Origin of the sequence: Achromobacter deleyi, from assembly GCF_016127315.1 — a bacterium.
In the GTDB taxonomy this organism is placed as follows: domain Bacteria; phylum Pseudomonadota; class Gammaproteobacteria; order Burkholderiales; family Burkholderiaceae_B; genus Achromobacter; species Achromobacter insuavis_A.
In genome coordinates this window covers 438052-457739 of sequence record NZ_CP065997.1, presented here as the reverse complement: position 1 = coordinate 457739, position 19688 = coordinate 438052, and the positions used below count along the sequence as shown (strand labels likewise).

Here is a 19688-nt window from a genome sequence, read left to right as displayed (position 1 = left end):
GCGCTTGCCATTGGCGCGGGTCAAGCGGCCAGCGCCTCGGCGGGTTCATCCGCCATTGCCTCGGCATCCTCCGGGGCGTCCTGCGCCGGGCCTTCTTCCTGCGCGCCTTCCTGCGTTGCCTGCTGCGGGCCTTCGGCCTTGAAGATGGCGGGCATCCAGCCCGTGCCATCGGCCAGCCGTTCCGCTTCGCTGGCAATGTCGGCCTTCTTGAGCTTCGCCAGCCGGGTGACGGATTCCGGTGCGAACGCGCCCACGGCATCCAAAATCGCAACCTTCGGAACGTGCGTGAAGTAGCTTTCCGCAGTCGGCTTCCACCATGCGGCCATGTCGAGGCCCACGGCCTGCGCCAGTTCCTCGCCGGGCTGGTGCGTCGTGGCGCGGGGCGTCACCACGTCCACCGTCGCGGCCACGCAAACCGCCAGCAGGCGCACCAGTTCGTCTTGCGACTTCACCAGCAGCGCGGCGAACAGTTCGGCGCTGTCCTCCGGCAAGGCTTCACCGGCCACCTGTTGCAGTTCGCGCAGCGCCACGGCGGCGGGCGATTCCGGCCAGTCCGGGGCCATGCCTTCCAGTCGGTCTTGCGCCGTGAGGCGCACGCCGAGCGGCAGGCCATCGCCGTAGGTGTGGGGCTGCAAGACGTTCTGCACCATGCCATGCACCAGCGCGGCCAGCGCGACGTGCGGATGCCGTGCAACTTCGATTTGCAGCGCCGCCGTGCGGTGGGCGCTCAACCGCTGCGCCAGCCGGTCGGACAGGCTCGCGGCCTTGGGCGCGTCGTCGTCCTCGCGCTCGTTGTTGGCGGCTTCGCCTTCGGTGCTGCCGAAACCGCGCCGCAGTTTTTCCAGCGTGCGCAGCGCCTTGGCCTCGGCTTCGCGCAGCAGGCCGCGATGAATGGCGGCCTCGCCGTTGCGGTCGATGGTGACGATGGCACCGGCCACGTCGCGCACCTCGGGCGCATAGCCTTGCAAGGCGTCCTCCGCGTCTTGCAGTTCCCCGACCACCTGATCGCGGCGCTGTTCCAGCTTCTCGGCCTTGGCCTCGTCCTCGGCGTCGCAGGCATCTTCCAGTTCGGCGTCGATCTTTTCGAGGCGGGTTTCCAGCGAGGCGATGCGGCGGGCCTCGCGGGTGGTCGGCTCGCGGCGGTGGCGCGGTGCGTTCTGGAACGTCTGCCGTTCCTCGTAGGCCAGATGCGGCACGGCCTCCACCCACGCCCAACCCTCGGCGCGCACGTCCTCGGCCAGCGTTGCCAGCTTGTCGCGCACCAGCGTTTCCAGCACTCCGGTATCGGTGAGGTAGGTTCCGGCATCGCCTTCGGCGAACAGGTCACGGCGGACGCCACCGCCTGCCTGCCGGTAGGTGTCCAGCCCGGCGAAGCGCACCAGCGCGTGCGTGGCGTCGATTTCGCGCTCGGTCAGGCGCTCGCGCAGCTTGGACGGGCTGCGCTGCCATTCCGGCGCACCATAGAACGCGGCTTCCTGCGCGGCGTGATCGTCGGTGATGGTCAAGGCCATCAACTGTTCCAGCGTCACGCCACCGGCGCGGTAATCGGCCATCAGGCGCGGCGAGACGTTCGCCAGCTTCAAGCGGCGCTGCACCACCAGCGGGGACACGCCGAAGTCGGCGGCAATGTCCTCGATGGGTCGGCCTTCCTTGACCAGCGCGGCGAAGGCCGCGAACTGGTCGGCGGGGTGCATGTTCTCGCGCTGCACGTTCTCCGCGAGGCTGACGGTGCGGGCCGAGGCATCGGACACCAGCAGGCACGGCACCTCGTAGTCGGCGGGGATGCGCTTCTTCTTCGCCAGCAGCTTCAAGGCGGTCAGGCGGCGGTCGCCTGCGACGACTTCGTATTGCTCGCCATCGGCGGCGAGGATGACGATCAGGTTTTGCAGCAGGCCGATGCGGGCAATGCTCGCGGCCAGTTCGGGGATGGACTGGCGCGGGGTCGTCCGCGCGTTGCGCTTGGAACGGCGCGGCAGCAACTGCAAGAGGGGAACCAAGATCAGGTTCTTGGCGGGGTCGGCCACTTCCAGCGGTGCGGCGGCTTCGATGGCGATAGTTTCGGTTTTGAGTACGGCGTTCATGGTGATTTCTCCTAGCGGTTGGGATGCAGCAGCGAGAGAAGCGGCAAGGGCTGCTGCCTGCCCCTGCCGCGTGGGGATTCAGGCTTTCAACTGGCGCAGGCCATCGGCCAGCAGCCACAGGGCGCGATTCAGGCGCACGCTTTGGTCGATGCCCTGCACGGGCCGGGTGGTCTGGCGGCGGCCATTCGCGGCGCGGGCGGACAGGCCGCCTTTGGTCAAGTTCTCCTGCGTGCGGTTGAACACGCTCCACAGGTCGCGGCGGTCGTCGTCATGGCGGCGCGGCATCAGGATTTGCGATTCCGTGATGGGTGCGGGCTTGTCCTCGTCGTACTTCAACGCCAGCGCAGCGCGGGCGAACACTTCCGATTCCCCGCCGTCGAGCGTGATGGCGCGCATGGAATCGCGCGATTCCTGCGCCCGGTCGAAGCCGTGCAGGACTTCGTAAGCGCCTTCGATGACGTGCCCGGCTACGTCGCCCTTGTGGGGTACGCGCACGTCCGCCACGGTGTCGCCGCAGACAAGGCCATTGCTGCAAACGAAACGGAACATCCCGGCCAGCATCTGATAGCTGCTGGTGCCGTCATGGGAGTTCAGCAGGATGATTTCGTTGGCCTCGCGGCCGTTGATCTGGCTGGCGTGGCGCAGCCGAATCATGTGCTTGGTGTAGTCGCGGCGGTCGTCGTGGCGCACGCGGGTTTGCGTCACCATGAAAGGCTCGAAGCCTTCCCCGCGCAGTTCTTGCAGCACGGTGGCGGTGGGGATGTAGCTGTACCGCTCGGAGCGGCTTTCGTGCGGTGCCTCCGCAAAGATGGACGGGGCCACGGCCCGGATTTGGTCATCGGACAAGGGACGTTCCGAACGCAGCACCGGGGAACGGGAAGCGAAGCGGGATGCGAGTTGCATGGCATTTCTCCTGACAAAGAAAAAAGGGTTTGCTGTTCACGCCGCACACCGGATTCCTAGATTCGGAGCCCAGCCTTTCGGCTGTTCGGTGCGGTCGGCACGAGGAACCCGGTTGGCCCTGTTGCCACCGTCTTTCCTGAGTTCATCGCCCGCGACGGTCAGGAGCGCGCGAACGGGTGCCGTCAAGGAGGCAAGCGCAGGGTTGGTGCGGCCCGCAGCGCAGCGAGGACACGGCCCTGCGCGCCTTGACGGCACACGGGCGCGGGCTACAGTCGCGGACAAGGTGATGAGGTCAGGGGAGACGGCTGGACATGGCAACGGCCTTCCCACACGCCGACCGCACGGCAAGCGAAGCGCGCAGGCCCGAAGCTGGAAGCCGGGCCGGAGGCGTCAGCCGAGCGGAGCGAGGGAACGATGGAAGCCCGTCAGGGGCGAAACCCCGCAGGGGGTTCGATGCGCAGCACGACAGCGCGACCGGCCATCTCCCAGGTGGCCGGGGACGCCCGAACTTCAACGGCGAAGAAGCAACAGGATCAGGACGAGCACACGCAAGTCATCGTGGGCCTGGTGCGGCTGCTGTCTGGCCGATCCGGCGCAGCCGGGTCGGCGGCGTTCAGGGGCGCCAAGCCTGCGCGGCGGGGATAGCCCGCAGGGCTTTCCCCTGGAGGCAAGCGAAGCGCGCAGCGCCGCAGGCGCGGAGACAGGCACCGGGCGCAGCAAAAAGAAAGGTGCGCCGCCCCCGAAGGAGCGACGCACCGAAAGCAGCGCGGCGCGATCAGCTCGCCGCTGTCGCCGTCATCGACTGCAACTGCTCGATCACGCCAGGCTCGACAAAGACGCAAGCCTGCTCGTCCGCGATCGGCACGTTGAACACCTGCGCGAACACCGTGCGCCGTAGATGAGCCAGCCGGCCCGTCCGGTATGCCTGCTCGGGCTTCATGCGCCCGCCTGCTTGCGAACCGCTGCGTTGCGGGTCGCATTCGACCAGCGCGACAAAGCCATCGTCGGACAGCTTCTGATGCTCGGGGCACAGGCCCCAGCCGGTCGCCGTGTGGCGCTCCATGCTCGCGCGCAGGCGCTTGTCCAGCAGGATGGCGCCGGTATCGAACGCCGCGCCGCAAACGAGGCAAACATGCTGTTCGAGGGAAACGTGTGATTTGTCGTTCATGACGATCTCCGGTTGCACGGGCGGAATTGCCCGGAACCGTCGCCAGCACGGCGCAGCGCAGCAGTCAGGGGTCAGTGACGGCCACAGGCCGCAAGCGTGCTTGCACGCGCCGCCCTTGACGGCGAGAACGCCGTGATACGGTGAAGGGAACAGCAAGACCGCCTCCCTCACACCTCCACGCACCTCGGCTTTCGGCAAATGCGCAGCACGCGCAGGCCCGCGAGGGCCGGAGTTGCGCCGCCGGGCGCAGCAAAAAGGGGGCCGAAGCCCCCTATGGTCAAAGCAGGCCGCGTTCGGCGAATGACGTGGTGCGGCTCCCCGCAACGATGATGTGATCCAGCGTGCGAACGTCCACCAGCGCCAGCGCCTGCCGAAGCTGCGCGGTCATCGCCTTGTCGGCCGCGCTCGGCTCGGGGTTCCCGCTCGGGTGGTTGTGCGAAATGATGACCGCCGCCGCGTTGAGCCGCAGTGTCTCCTTGACCACTTCGCGCGGATACACCGATGCGCTGTCGATGGTGCCGTGGAACATTTCGGCGTATTCGATCAGGCGATGCTGCGTATCGAGGAACAGCACTGCGAACACCTCATGCTCGAAGCCACCCAGCTTGGCGCACAGGTACTCCTTGACCGCTGCCGGCGAACTGAACGACGCACCACGCTGCATCTTGTGCTCGATGGCCTGGCGCGCGGCCTCCAGAATCTGGTCGGCAGTCGCCAACAGGTAGCGGCCCTGTGAGTCACGCACCATCAGCGAGGTATCGAATGAGGAAAAGGACAGTTGCGACATGATCGTGCTCCGGTTGCTCGGGCGGAATTGCCCGGAACCGTCGCCAGCACTGCGCAGCGCAAGCAGTCAGGGGTCGCAGACGGCCACCAGGACGCAAGCGCGCAGGGCGCGCGTCGCCCTTGACGGCGAGAACGCCGTGATACGGTGAAGGGAACAGCAAGACCGCCTACACCCGCCCATTGCACACACTCGGCTTTGGGGGGCAAGCGGAGCGCGCAGGCCCGAGAGGGCCGGAGGCGTCAGGGGGCAAAGCCGAATGGCCGCGACTCGGCACGAGGCGCGGGGCGAAGCCCGCGAACCCGACGGCGGAACGCCGGGACGCCCGGTTATCGCTTGCGCTTCTTGGGGAGAATCGTCACGCGAGATTCGATCAGCCGCCGCGTGTTCTCCAGTTCCTTTTGCAGCACTTCGGCATCCGGTAGCACCATCCGATAGTTCGCTGCCATCACCTTCGACGGCAAGCCTTCCAGCGCGTAGCGCGCCAGCGCATGTCCCTTGTCGGCGCAGAGAATCAAGCCCACGGGCGGATTTTCCTCGGGGAACGTCCAGTGTTCCTTCGCGTAGTTGCAATACATGTGCATCTGGCCCACGTCCGCATGGGTCAGGCTGCCCAGCTTCAAGTCGATGATGACCAGGCAGCGCAACTTTCGATGGAAGAACAGCAGATCGACGCGATACCACGTCTGGTCGATGCGAAGCCGGCGCTGCTTTCCGACGAAGGAAAAGCCATCGCCAAGTTCAAGCAGGAAGTCCTCAAGTCGCCGGATCAAGGCTTGTTCAAGATCGGATTCGGAATACTCGTCCTTGAGGTCGAGGAACTCCAGCACATAGGGGTCTTTGATCGCATCAGCGGTCGTGACGGCATCGGCCGGCGTCGGCACGGCGCCCTTGACCAGCATCGCCGCCTTGTTCTTCGACAGCGCCGTGCGTTCGTAGAACTGGCTGCCGATCTGCCGGTCGAGCTGGCGCACGCTCCAGCCGCCGCGCAGGGCTTCGGCCTCATAGAACTGGCGTGCATGGTCATCCTTGACCATCAGCAGCCGCACATAGGCCGACCACGGCAGCGGGAAGACCTGGGCCAGTTTGTCCAGCCGCGCGGGACGGCCCTGCACCAGCAGGGAGCGCCCCGGTGACGGCGCGGGGGAAGATTCGCTAGACACTGTCTGGCGAATTGGCCAGGTCAGGAAGAACGAGCGCATCTGCTGCAAGTTCGGGCGGCTGAACCCGCGCCCGAACTGCGCGGTCAGGTCGGCAGACAGCCGTTCGATCAACTGTTCGCCATACCCCGCTCGCCGCTTGCCCTGCTGCTCGGCCTCCACGATGCGGCGACCGATTTCCCAATAGCTGGCCGTCATCAGCGCATTGACGCTGCGCGCCGTCGCGCGACGGGCGGCATCAAGCAGCTCCACGATGCCGCCGTGGATGCCGGCGTAGCCGGCAGGCACGGCGGCGCCCTTGGCTGCCTTTGCGGAAAGTGTCTTGTTGTTCATGCTACGGCCTCCTGGGGCTGGCGCTGTCGCGCGCCAACGATCGTTTGGCGCCGGCTGGCCACCAGCTCGGCCGCCTCGCGCACCGGCTTGTCCTCGGTGTGGACGTAGTGCATGAACATCGCCACGGTCTTGTGGCCCGTCAGCTTCATGCCCACTTTGGTAGGCACGCCGGAATTGGCAATGTCGGTGGTCGAGCGATGGCGGATGCCGTGCGTGCCGACGTGCGGCACGCCAGCGGCCTTGAGTACGCGCTTCCAGCCGCCATAGTGCTCGCCGTGGGTCAGATGCCGGTTCGGGTCATTGGGTGACGGCAGAACGTAGGGGCAGCCTTCCAGGTGCGGCGCGGTGGACAGCAGCCGATAGGCTTCCTCGCTCATGGGCTTGGAGATGCCGCCGGTCTTGCTGTCGGGCCACACCACGCGGCGCTTTTCCAGATCAATCCAGCTCCATTCGAGCGGGCAGATTTCGGAGCGCCGGGCCGCAAACTCGAATTGCAGCCGGATCGCCAGTGGGGTGACGTAGTTCTCCAACCCTTCCGCCTCCAGCTTCTCCAACTGGCGGAAGATCCGCACCAGTTCATCGTCCACGATGAGCCGGGTTTCCTTGCCCGGCGGATACATCGGGACGTGACGGCACGGATTCGTGCCGTCCGGGCGCAGCCCCCACACTTCGGCCAGGTTGAACATCTTGCGCAGCACGCCGAAGGTGCGGTTCGCCTCGGCCGGCTTGTAGGCCAGCTTCTTCATCAACGCGGCCACGTCCGGGCGCTTCACATCCTGCACCTTCATCCGTCCCAGGATCGGGATAATGCAACGGTCGATGACCCCCTGATAGCCGCGCTGCGTGCTGGGCTTGTTGCGCTGCTTGGAATAGTCCTCCATGAAGGTGTGGCAATACTCCTTCATCGTCGGAGCTTTTCGGGCGGCGTTCTTGGCCGAGCTGGGGTCGCCACCCCGGCGTACCTCGGCCAGCCACTCCTGCGCCATGACGCGGGCCTGCTCGACGGTCAGTTCCCCATACTGGCCCAAGGCGGGCTTGCGGCGCTCGCCCGCGTTCGTGCGGTATTGGAGCATGAACACCTTGCGGCCCGCCGGGGTGATCTTGCACAGGAAGCCGGGCACCACGGTATCCCGCAGTTCGATGGCCTGCGCCTGGGGCCTTGCCGCATCGACTGCGGACTTGGTGAGCTTGATCTTCGCCATGATGACTCCTCGGAAAGCCCGGTTTCCAGGAGCCGCATGGGAGCCACGCGAGGGGAAGCCGGGTCAAGTTTCGGAAAGCACCGGCATATGTTGAACTCGCCTACGCTATTGATAAACCTGCTGTATCGAGCCTTGGCGTAGTCCAGCGAACTGCGGCACTGGAGTCATCGTGAAACAAAAAAACGCCGCCCCGAGAGGGGCGGCTTTTTTTCGCGCCGCTAGATGGCGCCGCCGTACCACGTCACTGACCGACTACCTCGCCACCCACAGGATGTGGCCCCCGTAGTCCCAATCTCTAATCACGGCCACTGTGCGCCCACCATCACGGCCCAACGCCGCCGCGAGGGGCGACCTACGAAGAAAGAACCCCCGCAATAAACGCCCCTCGAGCCGCGCAAACAAAGTAGCCCCTAAGCACTCCCCACCAACAACACCCAAGCAGGAATCGTCAACGCAGAAAACAACGTCCCCAGAGAAATGAGCACAGCCACCATCCTCCCATCTCCCCCCATCCGCATCGCCAACACATAAGCCGCCGAAGCCGTCGGCAACGCCGCGAACAGCAACAGCATCCGCGCCTCCATCGGCGCCAGCCCCAGCAACCTGGCCACGCCCAGCGCCACCAGCGGCAACGCCACCAGCTTCACCGCCAGCATCCACGCGATCAAGCCGCCATAACCCTTGCCGCCCTCCCACGACAGGCTGGCCCCCACGCAGAGAATCCCCAGCGCGATCGCCGCCGCGCCCAGCCGCGCCAGCACCGTGTCCACCGGCCCCGGCAGCTGCAGCCCCGCGAGATTGCACGCCAGCCCCGCCAGCGTCGACACCACCAGCGGATTGCGCGCCAGCTCGCGCAGCAGGTTGCCGCCGTTGTGGCGCGCCAGTCCGTACACCGCCGCCACGTTCGCCATCGGCACCGCGAACCCGATGATCAGCGCCATCACCGTCTGCCCCTGCGCGCCGCCCAGGCTGGCCGATAGGGCCAGTCCGATATACGTGTTGAAGCGGAAGCCGCATTGCGCCGATGACGCCAGTCCCAGCGAGGAGGGCTTGAGCACGAGGCCGGCGAGCCACGACAGCGCCACGCCGGAGATGATCACCGCCGCCGTCGCCTGCAACAGTATTGCGGCATTGCCGGCGCTGATCGGCGTGCGCAGGATGGACTGGAACAGCAGCGCGGGGAACAGCACGAAGTACACCAGGCGCTCGGCGCCGGCGAAGAACTCGCGCGAGAAATCCAGTTTGTGGCGCAGCGCCCAACCCAGCGCGACCAGCATGAAATCAGGGAAAACCAGCAGTGCGACCGACATGGAGAAGGAGTGTTTTCGAGCGCGCCGGCCGGGGATCGGCTCGCTATGCGATCGTAAGCATTTGCTGCTATTCTCCGTCATTCTGGCGGGCGCGTGTGCCACAAGCAACTCAAAACAGCACGGCTTTCTGCCCTGCATACTAAGCGATGCGCCCCCACCGTTAACTGCTTGCCTGTCTACAGACGGGTGCGCCACAAAACGGTCCGTTCACATACGGGCTCGCACACTTGGAGGAAACACACTAATGACTAAAGTTCGCTCCCTCGCGGTCGCCATCGCGCTGGCCGTCGGCACCATCGGTGCGTCGGCCGCGCATGCCGCCGACAAGTACCCCAACAAGCCGATCCGCGTCATCGTCCCGTTCGCACCCGGCGGCTCCACCGACATCATCGCGCGCCTCGTGACGCAGCGCATGAGCCAGGAACTGGGCCAGCCGATGGTCGTGGAAAACAAGGGCGGCGCCGGTGGCGCCATCGGCGCGGCCGAAGCCGCGCGCGCCGCGCCGGACGGCTACACGCTGTCGATCGCCACCGTCTCGACGATGGCCGTCAACCCGGCGTGCCGCCCCAACGACCTGCCCTACGATCCGATCAAGGACTTCCAGGCCGTCACCAACTTCGCCAACACCGCCAACGTGGTCGCGGTGAACCCGAAGTTCCCGGCCAAGGACTTCAAGGGCTTCGTCGAGGAACTCAAGAAGAACCCCGGCAAGTACTCGTACGGCAGCTCGGGCACGTGCGGCGTGCTGCACCTGATGGGCGAGTCGTTCAAGATGGCCACGGGCACCGACATCGTGCACGTGCCCTACAAGGGTTCGGGCCCGGCCGTGGCCGACGCCGTTGGCGGCCAGATCGAAATCATCTTCGACAACCTGCCGTCCTCGATGCCGCAGATCCAGGCCGGCAAGCTGAACGCCATGGCCATCGCCTGGCCCGACAACATCGCCTCGCTCAAGGGCGTGCCGAACTTCAAGGAAGCCGGCTTCCCGGTGCTGAACCAGCCCGTCTGGTACGGCCTGCTGGCGCCCAAGGGCACCCCGATGGACGTCGTCAACAAGCTGCGCGACGCCGCCGTCGTTGCCCTGAAGGACCCCAAGGTCATCAAGGCGCTGGACGACCAGGGCTCGGCCCCGTCGGGCAACACGCCGGAAGAGTTCGCCAAGGAAATCAAGGAACAGTACGACTGGGCGAAGGACGTCGTGAAGAAGCAGAACATCAAGCTGGACTGATGCGCTGATGGCGCGGGCTCCGGCCCGCCGCCTGCCACGCGAAGGGCGCCCTCGGGCGCCCTTTTTCATGGCCGCCGCATCCCGGCGGCGAAGGCTGCGTGAGCGGCGCCCGCTACGCGCCCAGCGCCGCCTGGCTGGCGTCGCAGGCCGCGCGCAGCCGGTCGATCAGGTCGTGGTGCAGCGCCGACAGCGGGTCCTGGCTGCGCGCCAGCACGCTGATCGGCACGCGCAGGGCCGGCGACAGCCGCCGCAGGCGCATGTCGGGGCGCAGCATGGCCTGGGCCGTGATGGCATCGACGATGGCGTCGCCCGCGCCGGCCTGGGCCAGCGCGCAGGCCACGTAATGGGTCTGCACGCGTACGGCGGCGTGCGGGTCCAGGCCCTGCGCATCCAGCGCCATCCGCAGCAGTGCGCCGGAGGCGTCGCTGGCGTCCAGCAGGATCAACGCGTCACCGGCGATGTCGGCCAGCGCCAGCGGGCCGTCGCCGCCGGGGCCGCGGCCCAGGTGCACCAGTTCGGTATGGCCCAGCTCGATGCGTTCCAGGCCCGGCGTGTCGCGGGTGTCGAAGGTCACGGCCAGGTCGAGTTCGCGCGTCAGCATGCCGCGCACCAGTTCGGTACTGTGGTGCGTGTGGATGTCGAAGGTCAGGCCGGGCTGGGCCGCGCGGCTGTCGCGCACCACGCCCGGCAGCAGGCCCAGCCCCAGCGCCGGGGCGCATCCCAGCCGCAAGTGTGCGTGGGGCCGGTCGCGCAGGCTGGCGGCCAGCCGGCGCACGCTGTCCAGGTCCTGGTTCAGGCGCGCCACTTCGGGCGTCAGGATGTCGGCCTCGCGCGTGGCCACCAGGCGGCCCTTGACGCGCTCGAACAGCTTGAAGCCCAACTGCGCCTCGGCGCTCGCCAGCAGCTTGCTGGCGGCGGGCTGGGTGATGTGCAGCGCCGCCGCGGCCTGGGTCAGGGAGCCGGTGCGGCGGATCGCTTCGAAGATCTCGATGTGGCGCAGGCGCATGGAGCAAAGGGGGATATCGGCGCAATCCCGCATTCTACGGCGCGGCGGGGGCGCTGCGACAGCGCCGCGGGTCTTGTCTATCATGGACGTCCATGCCGGCCGTCCGGCGTCATCCTGGAGTTCGTCTCATGCGCGTGCGCCGTTCCACCGCCGCCCTCCTGTTCGCCGCCGCGCTGGCGGCGGCGCCGTCCGCCTGGGCCCGCACGCCGACCGCGGCCGAGGACCTGAACCCGGAAGCCGCCAGCGGCAGCCAGGCGCGCACACTGGTGCGCGCGCCGCACTACATGATGGTGGCGGCCAATCCGCTGGCGACCGCGGCCGGCGACGAAATGCTCAAGCGCGGCGGCAGCGTGGTGGACGCCGCCATCGCCACGCAGCTGGTGCTGAACCTGGTCGAGCCGCAATCCTCCGGCATCGGCGGCGGCGCCTTCATGGTGGTGTACTCGGCCAAGGACCGCGCCATCGTCACCTACGACAGCCGCGAAACGGCGCCCGCCGCGGCCCGGCCCGACCGCTTCCTGGATGCCGACGGCAAGCCGCTGCCGTTCGCGCAGGCGGTCAACAATGGCATGGCGGTGGGCGTGCCGGGCCTGTTGCGCGGCCTGGAGATGGCGCACAAGCGCCAGGGCAAGCTGCCGTGGGCCGACCTGTTCCAGCCCGCCATCCGGCTGGCCGAGCAGGGCTTCGCGGTCTCGCCGCGCCTGCACAAGCTGCTGGCGGGCAACAAGGAATTGCCGCGCCAGCCGGCCGCCGCGGCCTATTTCTACGCGCCCGACGGCAGCGCCTGGCCGGTCGGCCACGTGCTGAAGAATCCCGCCTTCGCGGCCACGCTGCGGGCCGTGGCGCAGGGCGGCGCGGACGCCTTCTACCAGGGCGATATCGCCCGCGACATCGTGGCGGCGGTGCACGCGCATCCCAAGCCCGGCGACCTGGCGCTGGCCGACCTGGCCGGCTACCAGGCGCGCCAGCGCGACCCGGTCTGCGGCGCCTATCGCGGCTATGAGCTGTGCGGCATGGGCCCGCCCAGCAGCGGCCCGATCGCCGTGCTGCAGATGCTCGGCGAGCTGGAGCAGTACCCCATGGGCCGCTATGCGCCCGGCAGCGTCGAGGCGGTGCACTATTTCGCCGAGGCCGGCCGGCTGGCCTTCGCCGACCGCGATTTCTACGTGGCCGATCCCGACTTTGTCCGCGTGCCGGTGCGCGCGATGCTGGACCCGGCCTACCTGCGGGCGCGCGGCGCATTGATCCAGCCCGACCGCAGCATGAAGGTGGCGCTGCCCGGCGACCCCGAAGGCAAGCTGCTGTCGCTGGCGCGTGACAACGCCCTGGAACAACCCTCGACCAGCCACCTGGTGGCGGCGGACGCGGACGGCAACGCGCTGTCGATGACCACCACCATCGAGAACGAATTCGGCAGCAAGATCTTCGTGCGCGGTTTCCTGCTGAACAACGAAATGACCGATTTCTCGTCGTCGTTCAAGGATCCGGAAGGGCGGCTGGTGGCCAATCGCGTCGAGCCCGGCAAGCGCCCGCGCAGCGCGATGGCGCCGATGATCGTGCTGCGCGATGGCAAGCCCTACCTGCTGGTGGGCTCGCCGGGCGGCAGCGCCATCATCAATTACGTCGCCAAGACCATCGTGGCCGTGCTGGACTGGAAGCTGGACATCCAGGCCGCGGCGGCCCTGCCGAACATGGGCAGCCGCAACAAGGAAACCGAGCTGGAGAAGGGCACCGCGCTGGAGGCGCTGGCGCCGGCCCTGGAGCGCATGGGACATCCGGTGAAGATCACGGACTTCCCCAGCGGCATCCATGGCATCGTGATCGATGCCGACGGCCTGCAGGGCGGGGTCGACCCGCGCCGCGAAGGGTTGGCGCAAGGCGGTTAAAGGCCTTACTCCAGCGCTGACGGATCCAGCCGCATCTTGTCCTCGCGGCTGCGCGCCAGGTAGGTCAGGCCCCACATCACCACGCCGAGCAGCAGCAGCCAGCCGGCCACCTGGTACTGGATCACGTCGCGGCCGGTCAGCGGCGTCACCAGGAACAGGCAGGCGGCGGCGCCCAGCCACGGCACGATGCGGTTGATGCGGAAATGCTCGTGCTTGACCTGGTCGCGGCGCAGCACCAGCACCGCGACGTTGACGAAGGCGAACACGCCCAGCAGCAGCAGGGCGGTGGTGCCGCCCAGCGCGCGGATGGCTTCGGAGTCGGCCAGCGCCACCAGGATGATCAGGCCGAAGGCCAGCGCGGTGGTGAACAGGATGGCCGTCCACGGCGTCTGGTTGCGGCGATGCACGTGCGCCAGGAAGGCCGGCAGCACGCCCTGGCGCGACATGCCGTACAGCAGGCGGCTGGCCATCATCATGTTGATGAGCGCCGAGTTGGCCACGGCGAACATCGAGATCACCGGCATGATGTATTCCACCGGCAGGCCCGGCGCGGCGCGCTTGACCACCAGCACCAGCGGCGTGCTGCTGCTGGCCAGCTCGCCCACCGGCACCAGCGCCACCGCGCAGATCGACACCAGCACGTAGATCACCGCCGTCAGCCCCAGGCCGGTCAGCATCACCTTGGGGAAAATACGGCTGGGGTTGTGGGTCTCCTCGGCCATGTTGACCGAGTCCTCGAAGCCGACCATGGCGAAGAATGCCAGCGCCGTGGCCGAGGTGACCGCCAGGAACACGCTCTTGTCTTCGGGCGTGTCGAAGGCGATGACGCGCGAGAAATCGGCCTGGCCTTCCGACATGGCGTAGAAGCCCAGCAGGATCACCATCAGCAGGCCCGACAGTTCGATCAGGGTCAGCACCACGTTGGCGCGCACGCTCTCGGAGGCGCCGCGCAGGTTCACCAGCATCACCAGCGCCATGAAGCCCAGCGCGCCGGTGGTGATCCAGGCCTTGTCGGCCTCGATGCCGAAGGCCGCGAACAGGTTGGCCGCGAAGGCCTGCGACGCGGTCGCGGCCGAGGTCAGGCCCGAGCACATCACGGTGAAGCAGACGATGAAGGTCAGGAAGTGCACGCCGAACGCCTTGTGCACGTAGAGCGCGGCGCCCGCCGCTTTCGGATACTTGGTGACCAGTTCCAGGTACGACAGCGCGGTCAGCAGCGCCACGCCGAAGGCCACCAGGAACGGCAGCCAGGCCGCGCCGCCGACTTCCTTGGCGACCTGCCCGGTCAGGGCGTAGACGCCGGTGCCGAGGATGTCGCCGACGATGAACAGCAACAACAGTTTGGGACCCATCACCCGCTTGAGCGGGGCGCTTTGCTGCGCGGCGTCCGGGGCATCGTTCGTGGCCATCGTCTTTCTCCTTGTTCTCTTTCGATTTGGGGGAGTCGCGTCTGGGCAACGCCGGGACCGGCGGTTGCTGGCGGGTCCGAGGTGACGGAGAAAAGTCCAAAGCGGCCTTGTGCGGGGCGATGCAACAGTGATGCAACCAATTGTCTGCGCATGAAAACCATGCAAGCGGGTGTGGCTGGGCACGATAAATGCGCAGCGCGATCGCGGCGGATCGAATCGCCAGGAGTGCCTGGCGCCGCGAAAAAAACGCCCGCTTCGAGGCGGGCGTGGATCGCGGTCGCGCGGGGCGCGTCAGGGTTCCGTAGGCGCCAGGTCGGGCGGCAGGCGACGCAGCGTGGCGGGCGTGCGCGACAGCTTGATCGGCGAGCCGACGCCGCGGTAGTCGTCCTGTTCCAGCACCATGCCGCGATGGCGCGTGTGCGGGTGCGCCAGCGCCTGGTCCACGGTCTGCACGGCCGCGGCCGGCACGCCGGCGCGCAGCAGGCGGTCGGCCAGCGCCGCCGCCTCGTGATGCGCGAGCAGGGCGGTCAGCTCGTCGCGCAGGGCCTGGCGGTGCGCCAGCCGGTCGGCGTTGGCGGCATAGCGCGGGTCCGTGGCCAGCGCCGGCGCCTCCAGCACTTGCGCCAGCTGCGCGAACTGGCGGTTGTTGCCGACCGCCAGGAAGATCGGGCCGCTGGCGGTGGGCAGGGTCTCGTAGGGCGCGATGTTCGGATGCGCGTTGCCGCTGCGGCCCGGGGTCTTGCCGCTGTAGAAATAGTTGGGCGCGTGCGGGTGCAGCAGCGACAGCGCGCAGTCGTACAGCGTGATGTCGAGGAACTGGCCCAGCCCGCTGCGCGCGCGCTCGTTCAATGCCAGCAGGATCGCCACCGCCGCGTTCAGGCCCGTCACCATGTCGACCACCGGCAGTCCGACGCGGGTGGCGTCGCCGTCGGCTTCGCCGTTCACGCTCATCAGCCCGCACATGGCCTGCGCGCAGGCGTCGTAGCCGGGCAGGCCGCCCAGCGGACCGTCGGCGCCGAAGCCGCTGACGCGGCAGTGGATCAGTTTCGGAAAGCGTTCGCTCAAGGTGTCGTAGCCCAGGCCCCACTTCTCCAGCGTGCCGGGTTTGAAGTTCTCGACCAGCACGTCGGCGTCGGCCAGCAGGTGGCGCAGCAGCTCTTGGCCCGCCGCCTGCGACAGGTCCAGCGTCATGCCGCGCTTGTTGCGGTTGACGCCGACGAAGTACGACGCGGTATCGCCCAGGAAAGGCGGCCCCCAGCCGCGCGTCTCGTCGCCGCCGGGCGGCTCGATCTTGAGCACGTCGGCGCCGTGGTCGGCCAGGATCTGGGTGCAGTACGGACCGCCCAGCACGCGCGACAGGTCGATCACTTTGCAGCCGGCGAGGGCGCCGGCGTCGGGGAGCTTGGGAGCCATGAAGCCTCTGCGGTCAGTCGATGGAAACGTTGGCGCTCTTGATGAGCGTGCGCCACTTGGGCACTTCGGTCGTGATGAAGGACGACAGCCCCTGCGGCGTCTGGTCCTGGGCGCGCACGATGCCCTGGTTGTGCAGGGTCTGTTCGATCGCGGGGTCGGATAGCGCGGCCTGGAACGCCTGGTTCAGCTTGGCCACGGTCTCGGCCGGCGTGCCCTTGGGCGCGACGATGCCGAAGAACACGCTGACGTCATAGCCCGACAGCCCCTGTTCGGACAGCGTCGGCAGGTCCGGCAGCGCGTCCGAGCGCTGCGCGCTGGCCAGGCCGATGGCGCGCAGCTTGCCGGCCTTGATGTACGGCAGCGCCGTCAGGATGTCGGTGAACGACATCGACACCTGGCCGCCCAGCAGATCGTTGAGCGCCGGCCCGGTGCCCTTGTACGGGATGTGCATGATGCGGGTGCCGGCCATCTGGTTGAACAGGATGCCGGCCAGGTGCGACGACGCGCCGTTGCCGGACGAGGCGTAGCTGAGCTTGTCCGGATTCTTCTTGGCGTAGGCGATCAGCTCCTGCGCGTTGTTGGCCGGAATCGAGGGGTTCACCACCAGGATGTTGGGCAGGTGGCCGATGCGGATGATGGGCGCGAAGCTGGTCTCGGGGTTGTAGCCCTGGTTCTTGTACAGGCTGACGTTGATGGCCAGCGGGCCGGAGGTGCCGAACAGGAGGGTGTAGCCGTCCGGCTTGGCGGCAGCCACGTACTCGGAGCCGATGTTGCCGCCGGCGCCGGCGCGGTTCTCGACGATGACGGTCTGGCCCAGCGGCTGCTTGAGTTTTTCGGCCAGACGGCGCGCCAGCGCGTCGGTCGGGCCGCCGGGCGGGAACGGCACCACCAGCGTGACGGGGCGCGACGGATAGGCGTCGGCCGCCAGCGCGGGCGGCACGGCGGCGATGGCGGCGAGCGCCAGCAGCAAGGGGGTGAACAGGCGTTTCATGGTTGTCTCCAGTGGGGGCGCGCCGGCTGTGCCGCCGGCGTCGTGATGCGCCAGGCTACAGCGCGTGTTGCAGGATGCCGCGGCTGGCGGCGCTTTCGTCGGGGGGAATGGCATAGGGGTCGCGCGGCGCCAGGCGATGCTGCAGCACCTGGTCGGCCAGCAGGGCGCGGCTGGCCAGGCCGTCGCCGGCCGCCTCCCAGCGCAGCGCCGCCATCGACACCGCGTGGTACAGCAGCGAGGCGGCCTGGCGCGCCAGTTCGGCGTGGTCGCCCTGCGCGGCGTGTTCGGCCAGCGCATAGGTCCGTTCCAGCGCATCGGCCTGGGTGGCGGCCAGTGCGGGCGGGCAGGGCAGGCCGTCGGCCAGCAACTGGTCGATATGGCGGCGCAGCGCGGGCAGCGAGCCTTCCCTCTTGATGGCGCGCAGCACGTCCAGCGCCACGATGTTGCTGGTGCCTTCCCAGATCGAGCCCAGGTGCGCGTCGCGCACCAGGCGCGGCTCGGTCCATTCCTCGATGTAGCCGCAGCCGCCGCGCACTTCCATGGCGTCGCCGGTGACCTTGCGCGCATCGCGGCAGGCGCGGAACTTGATCAGCGGCGTCAGGATGCGCGCCAGCGCCGGGTCGCCCTGGCCCTGGTCGGTGTCGGCCAGCGCGCGGGCGGTCTGGAACATGACGCTGCGGGCCTGCTCGGCCCACACGGTCATCTTCACCAGCTGGCGCTGCATCAGCGGCATGTCGATCAGGCGCTTGCCGAACGCGCGGCGGTGCTGCGAGACGTAGGTGGCCTCGGTGACGGCACGGCGCATCAGGCCGGCCGCGCGCATGCCGTTGGACAGGCGCGAGTTGTTGATCATGTCGGCCATGTGCTTGAAGCCCTTGCCGCGCTCGCCCACCAGCCAGGCCACCGCGCCTTCCAGGCGGATCTCGCCGCTGGCCATGGAGCGGGTGCCGAGCTTGTCCTTGAGGCGCAGGATGCGGTAGTGGTTGTGCGTGCCGTCGGCCAGGTCGCGCGGCAGCAGGAACAGCGACACGCCCTTCAGGCCGGGCTCGCTTTCGCTGCGCGCCAGCACCATGGCGAAGCCGGCGTCGGGGTTGGAGCAGAACCACTTGTCGCCGTGGATGCGCCAGCTGCCGTCGTCCTGGCGCCGGGCCGTGACCTCGGTGGCGCTGACGTCCGAGCCGGCGCCCTGCTCGGTCATGAACATGGCGCCCTGGCGCAGCGCGTCGAAATCCTGGCTGGTGACCTGCGGCAGCACCCGTTCGACCAGCGCCGGGTCGCCGAACTTGCGCAGCGTGCGCGCCAGCGAATCGGTCATGCTGACCGGGCAGCACAGGCCGAACTCGGCCTGCACGAACAGGTGGCTGAGCGCGTACTTGGCGGCGGCCGGCATCGGCTCGGGCCAGCCCAGCACGCCGCCGCGATGCGACAGGGCCGCCAGGCCGAATTCGCTGTAGGCCAGGCGTTCCAGTTCGACATAGGCCGGATGCTTGTCGATGCGCGATTCGTCGGCGCCGGCGCGGCTGCGCACCGACAGGGTGGGTGGATGTTTGTCGGCGGTGGCCGCCAGTTCGTCCATCAGGCCGCCCGCCAGTTCGCCCAGGCGGTCCAGGTGCGGCAGCAGGTGCGCGTGCAGCGCCGGCGGCAGGTAGCGCCGGGCCAGCGGCGCGGCGTAGGGATCGGCGCGGAACAGGTTCAGGCCGCGCGCGTCCGGGATGGGCGTGGCGGTGGCGCTGGGGGTGGCGGGGGACTGGGCGGGGGTATCCATGGCGGCATCCTGCGCAAAAGGGAGTTTCCGGCATGGTGCGATGATGGATTAATCTATACAAATACCGTTTTGGTGTAGACCTATCCAATAAAAATATGAATCTCGGGCGCCGCCGCCAGGCTCGCCCAGGGAGGAGACCGATGGACCTGGATCCGCGCCTGCTGCGCTATTTCATCGCCGTGGCCGAAGAGCGCCACTTCAGCCGCGCCGCCGCGCGCCTGCATATTTCCCAGCCGCCCCTGAGCTACGCCATCCGCCAGCTCGAGGACAACGTCGGCGCGCGCTTGCTGGCGCGCACCAGCCGCCATGTCGAACTGACCGCCGCCGGCCAGGTGCTGTACCGCGAGGCCCTGACGCTGCTGCGCCAGGCCGAGGACGTGCGCATGCTGGTGCAGCGGGTCGACGCCGGCCTGCGCGGCCGCCTGCGCATCGGCTTCGTGGGCTCGATGCTGTATCGCGGTCTGCCGGCGCTGCTGGCGTCGATGCGGGCGGAGCTGCCGGACGTGGAACACGTGCTGACCGAGCTGAATTCGCACGACCAGATCGAGGCGGTGCGGCGCGGCGAGCAGGACCTGGGCTTCATCCACGCCAACCCGGTGCCGGCCGGCGTGGCCGCGCGCGACCTGCTGGCCGAGCCGTTCGTGGTGTGCCTGCCGCAGAGCCATCCGCTAGCCGGGCGGCCGTCGCTGGCGTTGGCGGAGCTGGCCGCCGATGACTTCGTATTCTTCGCCCGTGCCGCCTCGCCCAGCTATTACGAGACCGTGCTGTCGCTGTGCGTGGGGGCGGGCTTCATGCCCGTGATCCGCCACGAGGTGCGCCACTGGCTCAGCGTGGCCTCGCTGGTGTCGCAGGGACTGGGCGTGTCGATCGTGCCGTCCTGCCTGTCGCGTAGCGGCCTGGTGGGCACGCGTTTCATCGGCTTCGAGCACCAGGCGCGTTCGGTCAGCCAGGTGATCTGGCCGGACGAGGACCGTTCGCCGCTGCAGGAAAAAGCGCTGGCGCTGGTCGAGCGCCAGTTTCCCGCGGCTTGAGCGGGCCTCCGGGCATTG

15 protein-coding genes are annotated in these 19688 nt (G+C 68.2%); 3 read left to right on the top strand and 12 right to left on the bottom strand.

The window, feature by feature from the left end; all coding sequences use genetic code 11:
* Window positions 1-20: 20 nt before the first annotated feature.
* From I6I07_RS01945 to I6I07_RS01915, 7 genes are all read right to left on the bottom strand, one after another.
* Window positions 21-2081: a ParB/RepB/Spo0J family partition protein gene (locus I6I07_RS01945; protein ID WP_180188951.1), complete on the bottom strand. Its 2061-nt coding sequence runs from the start codon at window positions 2079-2081 to the stop codon at window positions 21-23.
* A gap of 78 nt (window positions 2082-2159) precedes the next feature.
* Window positions 2160-2984 carry a DUF932 domain-containing protein gene (locus I6I07_RS01940; RefSeq protein WP_066695044.1) on the bottom strand — a complete coding sequence of 275 codons (825 nt, stop codon included), beginning with the start codon at window positions 2982-2984 and terminating at the stop codon, window positions 2160-2162.
* Window positions 2985-3759: 775 nt separating this feature from the next.
* Window positions 3760-4152 carry an ATPase gene (locus I6I07_RS01935; RefSeq protein ID WP_066695051.1) on the bottom strand — a complete coding sequence of 131 codons (393 nt, stop codon included), beginning with the start codon at window positions 4150-4152 and terminating at the stop codon, window positions 3760-3762.
* A gap of 277 nt (window positions 4153-4429) precedes the next feature.
* Complete coding sequence (radC, locus tag I6I07_RS01930) at window positions 4430-4939, bottom strand: RadC family protein (protein WP_066695041.1); 510 nt, start codon at window positions 4937-4939, stop codon at window positions 4430-4432.
* Window positions 4940-5265: 326 nt separating this feature from the next.
* Window positions 5266-6429: a PDDEXK nuclease domain-containing protein gene (locus I6I07_RS01925; protein WP_066695039.1), complete on the bottom strand. Its 1164-nt coding sequence runs from the start codon at window positions 6427-6429 to the stop codon at window positions 5266-5268.
* Entirely contained in the window at window positions 6426-7631 is a 1206-nt protein-coding gene (locus I6I07_RS01920) for a tyrosine-type recombinase/integrase (protein ID WP_066695038.1), read from the bottom strand. The genes I6I07_RS01925 and I6I07_RS01920 overlap by 4 nt, the downstream gene beginning before the upstream one ends.
* 410 nt (window positions 7632-8041) lie before the next feature.
* Window positions 8042-8941: an AEC family transporter gene (locus I6I07_RS01915; protein WP_420094539.1), complete on the bottom strand. Its 900-nt coding sequence runs from the start codon at window positions 8939-8941 to the stop codon at window positions 8042-8044.
* Window positions 8942-9185: 244 nt separating this feature from the next.
* Here I6I07_RS01915 and I6I07_RS01910 point away from each other — a divergent pair, with 244 nt between their 5' ends.
* A complete protein-coding gene (locus I6I07_RS01910) occupies window positions 9186-10169 on the top strand; it encodes a tripartite tricarboxylate transporter substrate binding protein BugE (RefSeq protein WP_006393068.1) in 984 nt (327 codons plus the stop codon).
* 112 nt (window positions 10170-10281) lie between these two features.
* On the opposite strand, the gene I6I07_RS01905 is transcribed toward I6I07_RS01910, so the two are convergent.
* Window positions 10282-11175, bottom strand: coding sequence for a LysR family transcriptional regulator (locus I6I07_RS01905; RefSeq protein ID WP_198485521.1), 894 nt, complete (start codon window positions 11173-11175; stop codon window positions 10282-10284).
* Window positions 11176-11303: 128 nt separating this feature from the next.
* Between I6I07_RS01905 and ggt the strand changes: the two genes are divergently transcribed.
* Entirely contained in the window at window positions 11304-13061 is a 1758-nt protein-coding gene (ggt, locus tag I6I07_RS01900) for a gamma-glutamyltransferase (RefSeq protein WP_198485520.1), read from the top strand.
* Between the two features lie 5 nt (window positions 13062-13066).
* On the opposite strand, the gene I6I07_RS01895 is transcribed toward ggt, so the two are convergent.
* The 4 genes from I6I07_RS01895 to I6I07_RS01880 all read right to left on the bottom strand — a co-directional run bounded on the left by I6I07_RS01895 (window position 13067) and on the right by I6I07_RS01880 (window position 18639).
* Window positions 13067-14470 (bottom strand): APC family permease, encoded by a 1404-nt coding sequence (locus tag I6I07_RS01895; RefSeq protein ID WP_198485519.1) that lies wholly within the window; start codon window positions 14468-14470, stop codon window positions 13067-13069.
* 291 nt (window positions 14471-14761) lie between these two features.
* Window positions 14762-15883, bottom strand: coding sequence for a CaiB/BaiF CoA transferase family protein (locus I6I07_RS01890; protein ID WP_198485518.1), 1122 nt, complete (start codon window positions 15881-15883; stop codon window positions 14762-14764).
* Window positions 15884-15896: 13 nt separating this feature from the next.
* Window positions 15897-16874 carry a Bug family tripartite tricarboxylate transporter substrate binding protein gene (locus tag I6I07_RS01885; protein ID WP_198485517.1) on the bottom strand — a complete coding sequence of 326 codons (978 nt, stop codon included), beginning with the start codon at window positions 16872-16874 and terminating at the stop codon, window positions 15897-15899.
* 55 nt (window positions 16875-16929) lie between these two features.
* Window positions 16930-18639 carry an acyl-CoA dehydrogenase family protein gene (locus I6I07_RS01880; RefSeq protein WP_198485516.1) on the bottom strand — a complete coding sequence of 570 codons (1710 nt, stop codon included), beginning with the start codon at window positions 18637-18639 and terminating at the stop codon, window positions 16930-16932.
* Between the two features lie 140 nt (window positions 18640-18779).
* On the opposite strand from I6I07_RS01880, the gene I6I07_RS01875 reads away from it, so the two are divergent.
* Window positions 18780-19670, top strand: coding sequence for a LysR family transcriptional regulator (locus I6I07_RS01875; RefSeq protein ID WP_198485515.1), 891 nt, complete (start codon window positions 18780-18782; stop codon window positions 19668-19670).
* Window positions 19671-19688: the final 18 nt, after the last annotated feature.